The organism is Leucobacter musarum subsp. musarum, from assembly GCF_001273845.1.
In the GTDB taxonomy this organism is placed as follows: Bacteria; Actinomycetota; Actinomycetes; order Actinomycetales; family Microbacteriaceae; genus Leucobacter; species Leucobacter musarum.
Map to the genome: position 1 here is coordinate 383,389 of NZ_JHBW01000065.1, position 15,395 is coordinate 398,783.

13 protein-coding genes are annotated in these 15,395 nt (G+C 69.2%); 10 read left to right on the top strand and 3 right to left on the bottom strand.

Annotated features, from left to right (window positions below; translation table 11 throughout):
* Nucleotides 1-37: 37 nt before the first annotated feature.
* Complete coding sequence (locus tag CH42_RS04615; RefSeq protein WP_053352011.1) at nucleotides 38-1,315, bottom strand: aspartate aminotransferase family protein; 1,278 nt, start codon at nucleotides 1,313-1,315, stop codon at nucleotides 38-40.
* Between the two features lie 102 nt (nucleotides 1,316-1,417).
* Complete coding sequence (locus CH42_RS04620; RefSeq protein WP_053352012.1) at nucleotides 1,418-2,431, bottom strand: phosphotransferase enzyme family protein; 1,014 nt, start codon at nucleotides 2,429-2,431, stop codon at nucleotides 1,418-1,420.
* A 131-nt stretch (nucleotides 2,432-2,562) separates the two neighbouring features.
* On the opposite strand from CH42_RS04620, the gene CH42_RS04625 reads away from it, so the two are divergent.
* The gene (locus CH42_RS04625) at nucleotides 2,563-3,186 is read left to right on the top strand and encodes a TetR/AcrR family transcriptional regulator (protein ID WP_239683936.1); all 624 of its coding nucleotides are present in this window, start codon (nucleotides 2,563-2,565) and stop codon (nucleotides 3,184-3,186) included.
* 16 nt (nucleotides 3,187-3,202) lie between these two features.
* On the opposite strand, the gene CH42_RS04630 is transcribed toward CH42_RS04625, so the two are convergent.
* Nucleotides 3,203-3,769, bottom strand: a complete 567-nt coding sequence (locus CH42_RS04630; RefSeq protein ID WP_053352013.1) for a TetR/AcrR family transcriptional regulator — start codon at nucleotides 3,767-3,769, stop codon at nucleotides 3,203-3,205.
* A 241-nt stretch (nucleotides 3,770-4,010) separates the two neighbouring features.
* On the opposite strand from CH42_RS04630, the gene CH42_RS04635 reads away from it, so the two are divergent.
* From CH42_RS04635 to CH42_RS04675, 9 genes are all read left to right on the top strand, one after another.
* Nucleotides 4,011-5,705, top strand: coding sequence for a CocE/NonD family hydrolase (locus CH42_RS04635; protein ID WP_053352014.1), 1,695 nt, complete (start codon nucleotides 4,011-4,013; stop codon nucleotides 5,703-5,705).
* Complete coding sequence (locus CH42_RS04640; protein WP_053352015.1) at nucleotides 5,702-6,214, top strand: DUF3237 domain-containing protein; 513 nt, start codon at nucleotides 5,702-5,704, stop codon at nucleotides 6,212-6,214. The genes CH42_RS04635 and CH42_RS04640 overlap by 4 nt, the downstream gene beginning before the upstream one ends.
* A 122-nt stretch (nucleotides 6,215-6,336) precedes the next feature.
* Nucleotides 6,337-7,980, top strand: a complete 1,644-nt coding sequence (locus CH42_RS04645; RefSeq protein ID WP_053352016.1) for an ABC transporter substrate-binding protein — start codon at nucleotides 6,337-6,339, stop codon at nucleotides 7,978-7,980.
* A 31-nt stretch (nucleotides 7,981-8,011) separates the two neighbouring features.
* Nucleotides 8,012-8,971: an ABC transporter permease gene (locus CH42_RS04650; RefSeq protein ID WP_053352017.1), complete on the top strand. Its 960-nt coding sequence runs from the start codon at nucleotides 8,012-8,014 to the stop codon at nucleotides 8,969-8,971.
* On the top strand, nucleotides 8,968-9,831 hold the full coding sequence (locus tag CH42_RS04655) for an ABC transporter permease (protein ID WP_053352018.1): 864 nt from the start codon (nucleotides 8,968-8,970) through the stop codon (nucleotides 9,829-9,831). The genes CH42_RS04650 and CH42_RS04655 overlap by 4 nt, the downstream gene beginning before the upstream one ends.
* Nucleotides 9,828-11,612: an ATP-binding cassette domain-containing protein gene (locus CH42_RS04660; protein WP_053352019.1), complete on the top strand. Its 1,785-nt coding sequence runs from the start codon at nucleotides 9,828-9,830 to the stop codon at nucleotides 11,610-11,612. The genes CH42_RS04655 and CH42_RS04660 overlap by 4 nt, the downstream gene beginning before the upstream one ends.
* Nucleotides 11,609-12,091, top strand: coding sequence for a DUF3237 domain-containing protein (locus CH42_RS04665; RefSeq protein ID WP_053352020.1), 483 nt, complete (start codon nucleotides 11,609-11,611; stop codon nucleotides 12,089-12,091). Before CH42_RS04660 ends, CH42_RS04665 begins: the two co-directional genes overlap by 4 nt.
* A 42-nt stretch (nucleotides 12,092-12,133) precedes the next feature.
* Nucleotides 12,134-13,915 (top strand): amidohydrolase, encoded by a 1,782-nt coding sequence (locus CH42_RS04670; RefSeq protein WP_053352021.1) that lies wholly within the window; start codon nucleotides 12,134-12,136, stop codon nucleotides 13,913-13,915.
* Between the two features lie 247 nt (nucleotides 13,916-14,162).
* Nucleotides 14,163-15,230, top strand: a complete 1,068-nt coding sequence (locus tag CH42_RS04675; RefSeq protein WP_156322462.1) for a hypothetical protein — start codon at nucleotides 14,163-14,165, stop codon at nucleotides 15,228-15,230.
* The last annotated feature ends 165 nt before the right edge of the window (nucleotides 15,231-15,395 follow it).

The following is a 15,395-nucleotide window of genomic DNA, read 5'->3' on the forward strand; positions in this document are numbered from 1 at the left end:
GGATACACCTCACCGCCGTGCGTGCTCGCAGCTCGATTCAGACGGGAGCGACCTCGGCGAGCGATTCCTCGAGTGCGTCGAGCAGCACCGGCAGTTCGGCGGCGCCGAAGGCGAGCGGCGGGCGTACCTTGAGGACGCTCTCGTCTCGGCCGATCCGCGAGATAAGCACGCGCTTCGCCTTCATCGCTTCGACGACGCGTGCCGCGAGCTCGGGTGCGGGTGCGCCGTCGACCGCGAACTCCAGGCCGAGAAACATACCGGCACCCTTCGCGCTGCGCACGCAGGAGTACTGCTCCGCGAACACGTCGAATCGCGCTCGAGCGATTCGACCGAGGTCGTGCGCCTGCTCGCGCAGCCGGCGATCGTCCATTTCGAGCAGCACTGCCTCGCCGACGGCGGCCGACACCGGATTGCCAGCGAACGTGTTGAAGAACTCGTTGCGCGATCCGAACGCATCGAGCACCGCCTCGCTCGTGACGACCCCCGACATGGGGTGTCCGTTGCCCATCGGTTTGCCCATCGTCACGAGGTCGGGCACCAGTCCGGCGTATTCGTGACCCCACATGTGCGTGCCGGTGCGCCCGAATCCGCTCTGCACTTCGTCGGCGATCACGAATCCGCCGGCCGCGCGCACGCGATCGGCGATGCCGCTCAAGAGCCCGCGCGGCACGCGGGGCATGCCCTCGGTGGAGAAGAGCGGGTCGAACAGGCACGCGGAGACCCCGAAGCCCGCCTCGTCGAGTGACGCGATCGCTGCATCGACCGAGGCGAGGGCGTCGGCAAGCACCTCTGATTCCGGGCGCGCATCATGGTCGAGATCGGGAATGCGGATCGCCCGCACGTGAGCGCCGAGCGGCTCGCGCGTGCGCAGTCCGGTCGTCAGTTCGGCGAGCGTAATCGTGGTGCCGTGGTAGCTGTAGTCGGAGACGATCACGCCCTGCGACCCGCTGAGCTGCCGAGCGATTCGCAGCGCGAGCTCGTTGGCCTCCGACCCCGAGTTGCCGAAGAAGACACGGTCGAGCTGCGGGGCGAATGTGCTGAGGAGTCGCTCCGCATAGTCGATCACGCGCCCGTTCAAGTAGCGCGTGTGCACGTTGAGAGTTGCCGCCTGTTCAGTGAGTGCGCGCACGACGCGGGCGTTCGCGTGACCGACGTGGGGCACGTTGTTGTATCCGTCAAGGTAGCGTTCGCCCGATGCCTCCGTCATCCAGACGCCGGAGGCGGAGACAAAGTGCAGCGGTTCGGCGTAGAACAGTGGCGAGTAGGGGCCGAGGGTGCGCGAACGGCGCTCGAGGAGTGCAGTGGTGGAGAGCATGAGGGTCCTGTCGGTGGAGGCGGTGAGCAACGGTGAATGGGTGGGCGACCTGGGAGGCGCTGAGAGCGGCGAGAGTCAGGTCAGGGTGAGGATCGCCGAGCCTCAGCGGTCGATCAGCTCTCGGGCGAGTGTGACGACGTGGGGCAGCACGGTGCGCGCGTGCCACTCGGCCGTGGGCTCACCGCGCCGGTCGGCCGACCAGCCGAGATAGGTGAGCCCGCGTGCGAGCAGGATCGCGGGGAACACGTCGTGGTCGGCGTCATCGAGGGGGCGCACCGCGGTGTACCCCGAGAAGAGTGCCGTGCGGTACTCGGTGGCGCGGGGGTGGGGCGTGAAGAAATAGAGGGCGGTGGCGAGGTCGAAGAGATGCCATCCAGCGGCGAAGTCGTCGAAGTCGATGAGCACGAGACCGTTGGGCGTGCGCAGCACGTTCTCGGGAGTGAGGTCTGCGTGGATCGGGCCGAAGCGGTGCGCGGGCGTGCCGTAGGCTGCGAGCTGTTCGCGCACGCGATCGATCGCGGCGATGACGACGGCGCGATCGGCTCCGGCGAGCTCCGCGAGCCGGAGCGGATCGCCCCAGGCGGGGGCCGGCCCGATGAGGCCATCGAGATCCCAGTTGTCACGGGGTACCGCCATGGAGTAGCCCGACTTCGCGGTGGCGTCGTGGACTTCGGCGATGAGTCGGCCGAGTTCGGTGAAGTCGGCGGGATCGAGGTTCGCCGTGCCCGCCACCGCGGAGCGTTCGTCGCCGAACGTTCCGGAGTTCGGAACGAGCCGCTGCAGATCGACCTGATGCGGTCCGCTCGCGAACTCGGCCTCGGTTTCGGCGCCGACGACGACGAAGCCGCGACCGTCGGGTGCGGCAATGAACTCGGGTACGGCGACACCAGCGCGATGCAGTGCGCGCACGAAGTCGAGCTCGCAGGCGAGTTCGTCATCGGAGTGGTACCCCTGGCGGTGCACGCGGGCGACGTAGTCGTCTTCGGCATCTCTGAACGCGAAGACGAAATTCTCGCGGTTCTTCAGCAGCGTGAGTTCGACCTCGGAACTGCGACCGAATGCGGGGAGGGCGGCGCGTACGAGTGCGGTTGCGGCGGTGAGATCGGCGGTGACCATGAGGCCTCTCGGTGTGTGGGTTGGGTGGTGATCCCGCATGAATTTGGGCCGTGCGGGACTATTCTGTACTCGGAGTATAGAAACTGAACTCAGGATACACAAGAGTCGCGCGACTCGCCTAGACTGGTGCTGTGGTCCCCGAGATACTCACCCCAGCCCCCGTCGCGGCGACGCTGCGCGAACGGCGCCAGCAGCGCACGCGCGCAGATCTCGTCGACGCCGCCCTCGAGGTGATCGCCGACGTGGGAGTGCACGAGGCCACGATCGAGCGGGTGTCGGCGGCATCGGGCATCTCCCGGGGCACGGTGTACGCACATTTTGCCGGCGGGCGCGATGCGCTGCTCGCCGCGGCCTACGCGGAACTCGGGCGCCGGCAGGTGGAGCGAACGCTGCAGGCGGTGTCCGAAGCCGAGAGCTGGAGCGGGCGACTGCTTGCGCACGCCCGAGTGCTCTTTGATCTGGCTCGCGACGAGCACACCGGCGACTTCTATCATGTGTCGGGGCCGACCCTCGTGAAGCATGGGCCTGAGCGCGGGATTGGCTCGGGTGCGAGCGTCCTGCTCATCGCCGACACGCTCGCGATTGCGCGGGGTCTCGGAGAGGTCGACGCTGCGCTCGACGCGCAGATGACTGCGGTGCTGCTCGTCGGTGCGCTCCGAGAGGCGGCGATCACAGTCGCGGCGGGTGAAACCACAGCCGACCAGGCCTTCGCGGCGTTCGCCGGCCTGGTGAACGGGCTTGCGAACTCCCGATAGGCGCTGCGCTGCTCGGTCAGTGGCGCTCGAGCGCCCCCAGTAGCGCGTCGACGGCCGCTCGCGATCGTTCGGTGCGCTGTGGCTCGCGGTCGAAATCTCCGATGAAGACATTGCCGAGCGCGGTCGTCAATACGCCCTGAGCCGCGACTTCGTGGAGCAGGCTTCCCGCGCCGGGGTGGGCGGCCGCGATGAATTCGATGAGACGCTCGCGAGCCGACCCGTAGGCCTCGGCGAGCACGGAGGCGATGTCGGGGGAGGATCGCGCAAGCTCGACGAACGCGAGCACGATGGCGTTGTCGGCGCTCGAGCTCGCGAACTCGTCGCCGAAGAGGTAGTCGAGCGCGGCCGGCAGATCGTCGATCTCGGCGGGCAGCACCGCCGGGGCGGCGTAGAACGCTCGCGCCGTGTCGAGCAGCAGTCGGTCGCGGTTGCCGACGAAGTGGCGCACGTGGCCGCGAGACATGCCGGCGGTGTCGGCGATGCGATCGAGCGTCGTGCCGCTGATGCCGTGCTGCGCCATCGTCTGGAGGGTAGCGGCAATGATCTGCTCGCGGCGCTCGTCGGCGACTGAAGGGCGTGCCATAGCGAATCCTCTCTGAATCGGGCTGCGGGGGCAGGGCGCTGAGGCGGGGCCGGGGCTTCGCAGCGCGGCCCGCACGTGCAGGCTCTCCTCGAAGACTAGCGATGATTTCGACGAAGTAAAAATTGTCTAGTCAGACTTGACTATTTAATGACATCGTCCCTACAGTGATCCCACCGGCACCGCCCGGACCCGGCATCCGCACCGCGCGATTGCCCGCATCGACCCGTCTCGAAGGAGTGACATGGCCGACTACCTGCGCCTCGAAGCCGCACCGCTGAGTTCGCTCGCCACCGAGGAGCGCGTGCGCACCCGTGACGGTGTGCACCTCGCCACCGACGTGTATCTGCCCGCGAGCTCAGGCACCGGTGGCACCGCCGACCCGGCCGCGCGCGATGCGACCCCGGGGGATACGATTCTCATCCGCCTGCCCTACGACAAGAGCGGCGAGTACACGTTCATTCCGCTGGTCGCCGAGTACTTCCTCGCTCATGGATACCGCGTCGTTGCGCAAGACGTGCGCGGCAAGTTCCGCTCCGAGGGCGATGCGTTGCTCTTCGTGAACGAGGTCCGCGACGGTGAAGACACCTTGGACTGGATCGTCGCGCAGCCCTGGTCGAACGGTCGGGTGGCGATGTGGGGCGACAGCTACTACGGTTACACGCAGTGGGCTGCGGCGGCGAGCGGGCATTCGGCGCTCCGGGCGATCGCCCCGCGCGTCACCGGCACCGCGCTCGGCGAACCGGTGCACAGAGATGCCGACGCCCGCGAGCGCGCGGTCGAGATGGGCATCACCAATCTGTACCCGCTCACGCACTTCCACGGCAACGACACCTATCTGTGGGAGCCCGACTGGTCTCGACGCGACTTCGAGGCGCAAGCCGAAGCGTTCCAAACCTGGGCCGGCTCGCGCTCGATCTCGTACGACCAGTGGGTGCCGCATCCCGTGACGCTGCCGCGCTTCCCGGCCGGCAGTCCATTCGCGGGTCGCTCCGTGCCGGTGCTGCACACGATCGGGTGGTGGGACAATTGCGCACCGCTCTCGTGGGCCGATGTCGCTGAGATTCGCACGCGGCCGGGCTGGGACGCGCATCACCACCTGCGCATCGAGTCGATCGATCACGAGAGTTATCAGCTCATCGAGGCTCCCGGCGATCGGGTGCCGGATCGCACCGAGGCACAGATCCGCGCCATTCTGCCGCGCACGCTCGACCCCGCGCTCGCGTTCTTCGAGGTGTTCGTGCGCGGCAACGGCGCCGCCGAAGACATTCCGCGCGTGGTGTGGAACCTGGCGGGCACCGACGAGGAGCGCGTGGAGACCGTCTGGCCGCCGGCGAATGCGCGGCACGAGACCCGGTTCGCGACCGCCGACGGCGAGTTGGTGGTGGATCGCCCCGCCTCGACGAGCGAACTGCAGTGGGCGCACGACCCCGACCACCTGGTTCCATCAACCGTTCCCGATGCCTTCTCGTATCTGCTCCACCTGCCGAACGAGGCTCCGATCGGCAGCCGCGACGATGTGCTCGTCTTCACCGGCCCTGAGCAACAGACTGATATCGAGCTGGCGGGCCCCGTCACCGCGACCCTGAACGTGCGCTCCTCGGGCCCCGTGCTCGACTGCTTCGTGCGCCTGCTCGACGTCGCGCCCGACGGCACCGCGCTGCGCATCGCCCGCGGGCAGCGGCAGCTGCGCGAAGCCGAACGCGGGGGTGAGCTGCGGGTCGATCTCGGCCACGTCGGCTACCTGTTGCGGGCGGGCCATCGGCTGCGCGTGCACGTGTCGAGCAGCGACTACCCCGAGTTCCTGCCCCAACCCGGCACGGGGCGCGACCCCTGGACGGACGGACTCGAAACCGAGCGCAACACCCAAACCCTGATCGTGGGAGGCGTCGACGCCTGCGCGATCGAACTCCCCGTGCTGAACGGAGCCCTCGCATGACCCTCGATCCTCACACCCTGCATACCGACCCGGCCGTGCTGGCCGAGCTGCCCGCGCCTCGTCTCGAGTTCGTCTTCGAGATCCGCGCCTCGATTGCCCCCGACCACCACATCGGGCGCGGCGTCGACGAGGCGCTGAGCTTCACCCCGGTGACCGGCGGCAGCGTGCGCGGCCCGGCATTGAACGGGGAGGTGCTCTCGGGTGGCGGCGACTGGGCGGTCACGCGATCCGGCACCGCCGAACTCGAAGCCCGCTACCTGATTCGCGCCGATGACGGAGCGGTGATCGACATCGTGAACCGCGGGTACTTCCGCGCGACTCCCGAGCTGTTGAGCCGCATGGAAGCGGGGGAGGACCTGCCCGAGACGACCGACGGCCTGTACTTCCGCACGGCCCCCGTCTTCCAGACCGATGCCCCCGCGCACCGCTGGCTCGCCGAGCACCAGTTCGTCGGGCTCGCGCGCGACGACCGCGGGCAAGTGTGCGTGCGCGTCTTCGTGCTGCGCTGACACCGCCGGCACCGCGCAGTGGTCGCAGCCATCGGCCACGGCCACCCCAGATCATCTCCGATCCACCCCGAACCGCGCGGCCGAGTCGACGACGACCGGTCGCACCCGCGAAAGGAAGCATCATGAAACGAACGGCACTCACCGCCGGGCTCGCGCTCGGCGCCGTCGCCCTGCTCGGCCTCACTGCCTGCGCACCGCGCGACTCCGCCTCGAGCGGTGACCGTAAGCCGATCAGTGCGGCCGACCTTGTCGCCTCGACGCCCGCCGGCACGCAGCCCGTCGACGAGGTCACCTGGTCGGTGCTGGAGGGGGAGCCGGCAACGCTCGACCCGGTGTCATCGGCGAACCTCATCATTCCGAACCTCTGCGACAATCTGCTCTCGCTGCAGCCCGACTTCTCGGTCGAGCCCGGGGTCGCGACGAGTGCGGAGTGGACGACCCCCACGACCTTTGTGATCGAGCTTCGCGATGACGTGACGTTCTGGGACGGCACCCCGTTGACCGCGGCCGACGTGGTCTACAGCCTGGAGCGCAATCGCTCGCCCGAGTCGCAGTGGTTCAGCGCCTTCGCGCTCGTCGACAGCATTGCGGCGACCGGAGACCGCGAGGTGACGCTCACCTTCACCGCGCCCGACTCGGCATTCCGCGATGCGATCGCCGGGCAGGGCGGCGCGGTGATGAGCGCCGCCTACGGCGCGAGCGCGGGAGACGCGCTGGGCACGTCTGACGGTGGACTCATGTGCACCGGCCCGTACGAACTCGCCGATGGCGGATGGAAGCCGGGCAGCGAGATCGTCACCACGGCGAACCCCGACTACTGGAACGGCGCGCCCCTCGTGCAGTCGTTGACGTACGTCTTCGTGACCGATTCCTCGACGCTCGCGACCGCGCTCACGCAGGGCGAGATCGACGGCGCCCTCAACGTGTCGCCGAGCTCGCGCGCCGCATTCGAGGGTGACGGAGCGGGCAGCCTGATCGTCGGGCCGTCGACGGCCTCGTGCAGCTTCGGGCCCACGACGTCGGAGGGGCCGGCGGCGAACCCCGACATTCGGCGCGCGCTGAGTCTCGCGATCGATCGCGACCAGTACATCTCGACGGTGCTGGGTGGGCTGGGCGAGGTGCAGCGCACCATCGTGCCGCCGTTCACTTTCCAGGAGCTCGCTGCGGCAGATACCTACCAGGCCGGCTATGACGCGCTGCCGGCCCCCGAAGTGGACCTCGATACCGCGAAGCAGCTCGTCGCCGACAGCGGCGAAGACGTCAGTCGGCCGCTCGTGCTCGCCGTGCCGGCCGGTGCCACGGAGTTCAAGAACACCGCGCAGATCGTGCAGAGCGCCGCGAAGCAGATCGGGCTCACCATCGAGATCAACGAGATGCAGGCCTCCGATTTCGGGGCGATGTTCTACGACGCCGGGGCCCGAGAGGGCATCGACTTCGTCGCGACGCAGGGCTATCTCGAGACTCCGGGCGTGCTGGGCTACCCGACGCTCTTCATGCTGCCGGAAGATCTCGGCGGCGTCTTCAACTGGAGCGGGTACCAGAACGACGAGGTGACTAAGCACATGCAGGCCGCGCGCACCGCGACCGACGAGCAGACCGCGGCTGATGAGTTCGTCGCCGCGCAGCAGATCTTCGCTCCCGACATGCTGCAGGTCACCCTCGCCGGCGCCTATCAGTTGAGCTACCTGAACGACGATCTCAGCGGCATCACGAGCTCGGTCGCCATGTACAGCAGCCCCTGGGCGCTGCACCTCGGCGGCAAGTGATGCGTCGGGGCAGCGCGAACGGAGAATCGCCATGAACACCGCACTCGTGCGCGCACTCGCGAGCCGACTGGGCGGGCTCCTGCTCACCCTGTTTCTCGCGAGCGTCGTGATCTACGCCGCGCTGCTCCTCACCCCGGGCGACCCCATCGCGGCACTCGCGGGCGGGGCGAAGCCGACCCCCGACCTGGTCGCGCAGATCCGTGCGGAGTACCACCTCGACGACCCGATCTGGTCGCGCTACCTCCAGTGGCTGGGCGGCGTGTTCTCGGGCGACTTCGGGCGATCCTTCGTTTACAAGACCGATGTGCTCACGCTTATCGCACCGCGATTCGGGGTCACCCTGCAACTGGTGCTGCTCACCGTCGTGATCATCCTGTTCGCGGGCGTCGGCTCGGGAGTGCTCGCGGCGACCCGCGGGCCCCGGGTCGATCGAGCGATCGGATTGCTGACGGCGCTCGGCATGGCGCTGCCGACCTTCGTCGTGGCGATCCTGCTGATCTGGGTCTTCGCGAAGTCGCTCGGCTGGTTCCCGGTATACGGCGAGGGCGCGGGCGGGTGGGATCGCGTGTGGCACCTGATCCTGCCCGCGATCTCCCTCGCCGTCATGTTCATCGCCTACATCAGTCGCGTGACCCGCAGTTCGCTGGTGGCCCAGCTGCACTCCGAACACGTCGAAACCGCACGCGTGCGCGGCATTCCGCGCGGTCGCATCTTCCGGGTGCACGTGTTTCGCAACGCGGCTCCGCAGATTCTCGCGATCTCGGGTACGACGGTCGCCGGGCTCTTCGCCGCGTCGGCCATCGCCGAGCAGGCGTTCGGCCTCGGCGGCATCGGATCCCTGCTCACCGAGGCCGCCGCCCGCAAAGACCTGCCCGTCGTGCAGTTGGTGTCTCTGCTGCTCGTCACCATCTTCGTCGTGCTCAACGCGGTCGCCGACCTCGTGAGCGCCCTGATCGACCCCGATAGCGTCGGGTCCGGGAGGATCGCATGAGCGTCGCACAACTCGCCGCGGGGCGCACCCCGCGCGCGGTGCAGCGGGCGGCACGCGCCGACTGGCTGTTCCGTATCGCTCTGGTCGTGTTCGGCCTCGTCGCGCTGGCCGCCGCACTCGGCCCGTCAGTTGCCTCATACGACCCCAACGAACTCTCGGTGGGCGACATCAACGGGGTGGGTTCGCTGGCGCACCCGTTTGGCACCGATGACGTCGGGCGAGACATCCTCTCCCGGGTGCTCGCCGGCGCGCGCACGAGCGTGATCGCGCCGATCGCAGTCGTGCTGCTCTCGACGGTGCTCGGCTCGGCGCTCGCCATTGTCGCCGCCTGGTTCGGCGGGGTCGTCCGCGGCACGATCGCCCGCGTCATCGACGTCATCTTCGCCATTCCGGGCCTCGTGCTCGCGGTGCTCGCCGTCGCGATGTTCGGCAAGGGCGTGGTCGCACCCGTGATCGCGCTGTCGATCGCCTACATTCCCGTCGTCGCCCGGCTCACGCAGACCGCGGCGTCTCGGGAACTCGGCAAACCGTACATCGCCGCACTCCGCGTGCAGGGCGTCTCGAGTCTCGCGATCTGCTTCCGGCACCTCGTGCCCGCGCTCATCCCGGTGGTCGCGGCGCAGGTCGCGGTCGGATTCGGGTACGCCATGCTCGACCTCGCCGCGATCTCATTCCTGGGGCTCGGCGAGCAGCCGCCCGCCGCCGACTGGGGATCGATGATCGCGAGCGGGCAGGCCGGCATTCTCGCCGGAGCGCCCGAGCAGTCGATGTACCCTGCGATCCTCGTCGTCATCACCGTGCTCTCGGTGAGCATCATCGGGGCGCGCATCACCACCTGGGCAGAGGAGAAGGAACGATGACCGCAGCCCCCGTACTGGAGCTCGACCACCTCTCCATCGCGACGCCCGAGCATCCGCTCGTACACGACTGCACGCTGACCGTGGGAGCTGGCGAGGCCGTCGGCCTGGTCGGTGAATCGGGATCGGGCAAGACCCTCTCGGTCCGCGCCGTCGCCGGCCTGCTCCCGGCGCACTTCCGCACCGGCGGCACCGTGCGACTGCTCGGCCACGACCTCGAGCGCACCCCGCCCGCCGAACTGCGCGAACTGCGTGCGCGCCGCCTCGGCATGATCTTTCAGACGCCCCGGGCGCACCTCAACCCGCTCCGCACCATCGGCGACTTTCTCACGGAGGCGCAGGTGACCGTCGGGCGCGTGCGTCCCGACGCGGCAGCGCGGCGGGCGACCGAACTGCTCGACGAGGTCGGCATCACCGACCCCGTTCGGCGACTGCGCCAGTATCCCGCCGAGCTCTCGGGCGGGCTGCTGCAGCGCGTCATGATCGCGGCGACGCTCGCCATGGACCCCGAGATATTGCTCGCCGACGAGATCACGACGGCGCTCGACGTCACCACCCAAGAAGAGGTGATGGCGCTCATCGGTGACCTCCGTCGCGATCGCGGGCTCTCACTGCTGTTCATCACCCACGACCTCGCGCTCGCCGGCGCCGTCTGCGACCGCGTCGCCGTGATGCGCCAGGGGCGCACCATCGAGACCCTCGACGCCCGCACCATGCGCGCCGACGCCCGCGAAGAGTACACCCGCGTGCTCATGTCGGCGTCACTGGGCGATGGGACGGCGCGGGCGGTATCGGCTGAGGCTGCGCAGGAGGTTGGGATCGCTGCGTCCGCTTCCGCGCCTGAGCCCGAGCACGCGCCCGAGCCGATTCTGCAGGTTGCGGGTCTGCGCAAGACCTTCCGCGTACGGGGAGCCGGGGGCGCCCGCGAAACGTTCGTCGCCGTCGACGACGTCGCATTCGTACTTCACGCCGGCGGGTCGCTCGGCATCGTCGGTGAATCGGGATCGGGCAAATCGACCACCGCGCGCATCATCTGCGGCCTCGAACGCGCCGATGCCGGCACGGTCATCGTCGCCGGTGACGACTGGAGTACGCCGGCGCGCCGCGGAACGGAGCGCCGTGCACGGGCGAAAACCGTGCAGATGGTCTTCCAAGATCCGTACCAGTCGCTCGACCGCCGCCAAATTGTGCGCCAGTGCCTCGACGAGGCGATCCGCGTGCACCGTAAGCGGGCACCGCAGTCCGAGATCACCGCCCGCATCGCCGAGCTCGTCGCGCAGGCACGGCTCGACCCCGAACTGCTCGACGCGCGCCCGCGCGCCCTGTCGGGCGGACAGCGGCAGCGCGTTGCCATCGCCCGCGCGCTCGCCGCAGAACCCGAGGTGCTGGTGCTCGACGAGGCCGTCTCGGCGCTCGACGTCACCACGCAGGTCGAGATTCTGAGCCTGCTCGACACCATTCGCCGCGAGACCGGTGTCGCGCTGCTCATGATCACCCATGACCTCACGGTGATTCGGCGACTGTGCGACGGCGTCATCGTGATGAGGTCGGGGCGCGTGGAGGAAGCGGGAACGGCCGAGCAGATCCTCGACGATCCTCAGGCCGAGTACACGCGACTGCTGCTCGACTCGATTCCCCGTGAGGGGTGGGTGCCGCGCCGGCGCCGCCTCGGTCGCACGTCGGCGATCCCGACCCTCACCGGGCCGGTCGCCGCCGCACCTCGCTACGATCTCGACCGTGGCCGCACTCGTCGCCGCATCTCTGAACCGAAGGACCCCGCATGACCGACACCCTGCTCACGCCCGCGTTCGAGTACTGCTTCGAACTGCGCGTCGCCGTAGCCGATGCGCTGCCCATCGGCGGATCGACTCCCGAGGAAGGGCTGCACTTCGCTCCCATCACCGGCGGCACGTTCGATGGCCCGCGCCTGCGCGGCCGCATTCTGCCCGGCGGCGGAGACTGGTGGAACGGTCGGGGGCTCACCGTGCGCCTCGACGCCCGGTACATCATCGAGGCCGAACTCGGCGGGGGTGCGACGGCCGCGATCGACGTGGTGAACCGCGGATACTGGCGCACCGACGAGGCGGGCCTCGCGCGCCTCGAAGCGGGGGAGCACGTCGGCGAAGACGCGCTCTACTACCGCACCGCATTCGTTTTCCAGACCGAGCATCCCGAGCTGGAGTGGCTCACCGCATCCCAGTTCATCGGGTACGCGAGGCCGGAGACCGGGCACGTGGTCATCCGCGTGTTCCGGCTCATCTGAATCACGCCGCAATCGGCACCCTCATCTCGAAGGAGCGATGATATGACCCCCACCGACAGCCACACCGACCACCGTGACGACCCTGCTGCGGAGCCCGCACCCGCCGACCTCTGCCTGGTGAACGGTCGCGTGTTCGATGGCCGCGTGCGCACCGACGCCACCGGTGTGGCGGTGCGGGGAGGCCGCATCGTGGCCGTCGGCTCCGATGAGCGCGTGCTCGCGCTGCGTGGCCCCGGCACCCGGGTGATCGACGCGCGAGGCGGGCTCATCACGCCCGGCTTCGTCGATGCGCACGTGCACGCCGCGTTCGCCGGGGTCGAGCGGCTGAGCTGCGACCTCAGCGGGGCGCGGAGCGTCGATGAGACGCTGGAGCTGATTCGAGAGGCCGCGCGCGAGACGGGCGGTGGTGTCGGAGCGGGTGCCGGTGCCGACCGAGATGCCTGGATCACCGGCGGCGGCTGGAGTCACGAACTCTTTCCGCACCCCACCCGCCAGCAGCTCGACGCCATCGTGCCCGATCGCCCGGTCGCGCTCTCCGACGCGGGGCACCACACGCTCTGGGTGAACTCGCGTGCGCTCGAGCTCGCCGGCGTGACCGCCGCGACGCCGCAGCCGCACAACGGGCACATCCACGTCGACGCGCAGGGGGAGCCGACCGGGTATCTCAACGAAACCGCTGCGGAACTCGTCGGCCGGGTGATCCCGCCGTCGACCGACGCCGAGATCGCCGCCGGCCTGCTCAACGCGCAGGAGTACCTGTGGTCGCTCGGCATCACCGGCTGGCACGAAGCGATTCTCGGCGAGTACAACGGCAAAGCCGACTGCTCGGCAGCGTACCGCGAGCTCATCGCATCAGAAGAGCTGCTGAGCCAGGTGTCGGGCGCGCTGTGGATCGCCCCCGGTCTGCCCGAGCACGACGTGCCCGAGCTGGTCGAGCGCTTCGTGCGGCTGCGCGCCGAAAACGCGGCGGCCGGCTTCGCGACGTCGACCGCCAAGGCCATGATCGACGGGGTGCCCCACGGCGGCACCGCCGCACTGCTCGAACCCTACTGCTCGCACGGCGATCCCGAATCCGCGCCCGACTCGGGCGAACTGCACTTCGCGGAGGGGGCCATTCGGGCATTGGTACAGCAGCTCGACGCCGCCGGATTCGCGCTGCACCTGCACATTATGGGGGATCGCGGAATCCGCGTGGCACTCGACGCCGTCGAAGCGGCCCGCGCCGCCAACGGACCGGGGCCGCGGCACCACGTCGCGCACCTCTCGATGATCCACCCCGATGACGCCCGCCGCTTCGGGCCGCTCGGCGTGACCGCGAACATGCAGGCGCTCTGGGCCGCACCCGACCCGCACGTCGTCCCCATGATCGGCGAGGAGCGGATGCGGCGCGGCTACCCGTTCCGCACCCTCGCCGACGGCGGCGCCGACCTCGCGATGGGCTCGGACTGGCCGGTCTCGCCGCCCGACCCGTGGCTCGCGATCCACGTCGCCGTGAACCGGTCGCTGCCGGCGGGGCCTGACGCGGTGGCGGGGGCTGAGGGGTCTGCGGTTGGTGGTGCTGGTGTTGGTGCTGGTGCTGCCGGTGCTGCTGAGGTGCTCGACCCGGCGCAGGCGCTCACACTGGCCGAGAGTGTGGCGGCCTACACCAGCGGTTCGTCGAGCCTGGTGCTCGGAGTTGCCGGGCGAATTCGTGTCGGCGAGCGCGCCGACCTCGCGATCGCGACGCGTGACCCGTTCGACGGGCCCGCTGACGCGGTGCTTGCCACAGCGACGGCCGCCACGATTGTCGCCGGCCGCGTGGTGTTCGAGGCGGAGGCGCGCTAGGGCGGCGCTGCGCGCCCGCGCCGCTACCCTTCCTCGAGCGCACCACTTTCTCCCGAGCCCGACCGCCGCCCTTCCACCGAACGCACCGCTTTCTCCCGAGCGCACCCTCATAGGGGCGGTCCTCTCGGCCGAAAGTGGTGCGTTCGTGGCGCAGGTGATCCGCTCACATGCCTGTCTCCGGCCGCCAGCTGGGTCAAAAGCTGTGGATACCCGACGCCCGCCCGGTCACGTGCCGCATGCTCGTCAGGTGGATGATCTCGGCAGACGACTGACGCGGGCAACCGACGCGCTCACCTCCAGCAACCAACTCGCGCGTTCGGGCGTCACCGCCCGTGGCCTGGCGCTTGCGGTCGCGCATGGCGACTTCGTTCGCCTGAGGGCGGGGTGGTACGTCGCGGGGGAGTATTGGCGAAACTCGGTTCCCGAGTCGCAGCACCTTTCCGCAATCGTCGCGGCGCAGCGCGCGGCGAATTCTCGGCTGACGTTTTCGCATCGGTCGGCGGCGGTGTTGCACGGACTCCCGGCATGGAGCGACTGGGTGTGCGGAGCGGCGCGCGCAGCGATTCCTGACACTCGACGCGTACATGTACTGGGTCAGCCGGGAGGGCGAGGCGGAGCCACACCCGCGATCGTGCGGCACCGCAGCCACGTGCATGCTGCAGACGTCGAGGAACTCGAAGGGGTGCGAGTTACGCGGGCCGAACGCGCGGTCGCCGACCTTGCACGAACCGAACGATTCTCACTCGCCCTCGCGTGCGCCGATGCGACGCTCCGTGCACGCGCCCGGCGCGGGCAGGTGGTCGACGATGCCGCATGGCACGCATGGCAATCGAGCATGCGCAGGATCGCGGAAACGTCGAGTGAACGCCGCGGAGTCCGAGCAGTTCGCGCGTTGCGACTCCTCGCTGACCCGCGAGCCGATTCTCCGTTCGAGAGTGCCGCACGTTTTCGGCTCGTGCAGCTCGGATTCGAGGTGCGATTGCAGGTCGAAGTTGTCGTGCCGCAGCTCGGACGGTACTTCGTCGACCTTGAACTCGTCGATGCGCAGGTTTTCATCGAGTGCGACGGCCGAGCGAAATATCTCGATTCCTCATTGAACGGCGGAACTCCCGAACAGGCGTTCTTCGCCGAAAAGCGGCGACATCATGGAATCACGGCTCATACCGGCAAGCCGCTCGTGCGCCTGGAATCCCATGACAGCAGAACCCTCGAAGGGTTGGCCGGGGTGCTCGCCGCGCACGGCATCCGTGTGCCCGGGCGACCCGCGCAGTCTCACGATGCGCATCTCGTGAGACTGCTGCAGCGTGCAGGGTGAGCGATGGCTTCTCGAACGCACCGGTTTCGTGCGATCGCACCGGCGCAGATCGGGTGCGCTCGGGAGAAACTGGTGCGCTCGAGATGGGGACGGGGCGCGTGGGGTGGGGTCGCGAAGAGGTCGGGGTGGGGTCGGGGGTAGGGGCGGGGGGGGGGGGGGGGGGGG

What these genes read in the sequence shown, in the direction of transcription:
- CH42_RS04615 (WP_053352011.1), bottom strand. Translation starts at nt 1,315, where the DNA reads ATGCTCTCCACCACTGCACTCCTCGAGCGCCGTTCGCGCACCCTCGGC.
- CH42_RS04620 (WP_053352012.1), bottom strand. Translation starts at nt 2,431, where the DNA reads ATGGTCACCGCCGATCTCACCGCCGCAACCGCACTCGTACGCGCCGCC.
- CH42_RS04630 (WP_053352013.1), bottom strand. Translation starts at nt 3,769, where the DNA reads ATGGCACGCCCTTCAGTCGCCGACGAGCGCCGCGAGCAGATCATTGCC.
- CH42_RS04635 (WP_053352014.1), top strand. Translation starts at nt 4,011, where the DNA reads ATGGCCGACTACCTGCGCCTCGAAGCCGCACCGCTGAGTTCGCTCGCC.
- CH42_RS04640 (WP_053352015.1), top strand. Translation starts at nt 5,702, where the DNA reads ATGACCCTCGATCCTCACACCCTGCATACCGACCCGGCCGTGCTGGCC.
- CH42_RS04645 (WP_053352016.1), top strand. Translation starts at nt 6,337, where the DNA reads ATGAAACGAACGGCACTCACCGCCGGGCTCGCGCTCGGCGCCGTCGCC.
- CH42_RS04650 (WP_053352017.1), top strand. Translation starts at nt 8,012, where the DNA reads ATGAACACCGCACTCGTGCGCGCACTCGCGAGCCGACTGGGCGGGCTC.
- CH42_RS04655 (WP_053352018.1), top strand. Translation starts at nt 8,968, where the DNA reads ATGAGCGTCGCACAACTCGCCGCGGGGCGCACCCCGCGCGCGGTGCAG.
- CH42_RS04660 (WP_053352019.1), top strand. Translation starts at nt 9,828, where the DNA reads ATGACCGCAGCCCCCGTACTGGAGCTCGACCACCTCTCCATCGCGACG.
- CH42_RS04665 (WP_053352020.1), top strand. Translation starts at nt 11,609, where the DNA reads ATGACCGACACCCTGCTCACGCCCGCGTTCGAGTACTGCTTCGAACTG.
- CH42_RS04670 (WP_053352021.1), top strand. Translation starts at nt 12,134, where the DNA reads ATGACCCCCACCGACAGCCACACCGACCACCGTGACGACCCTGCTGCG.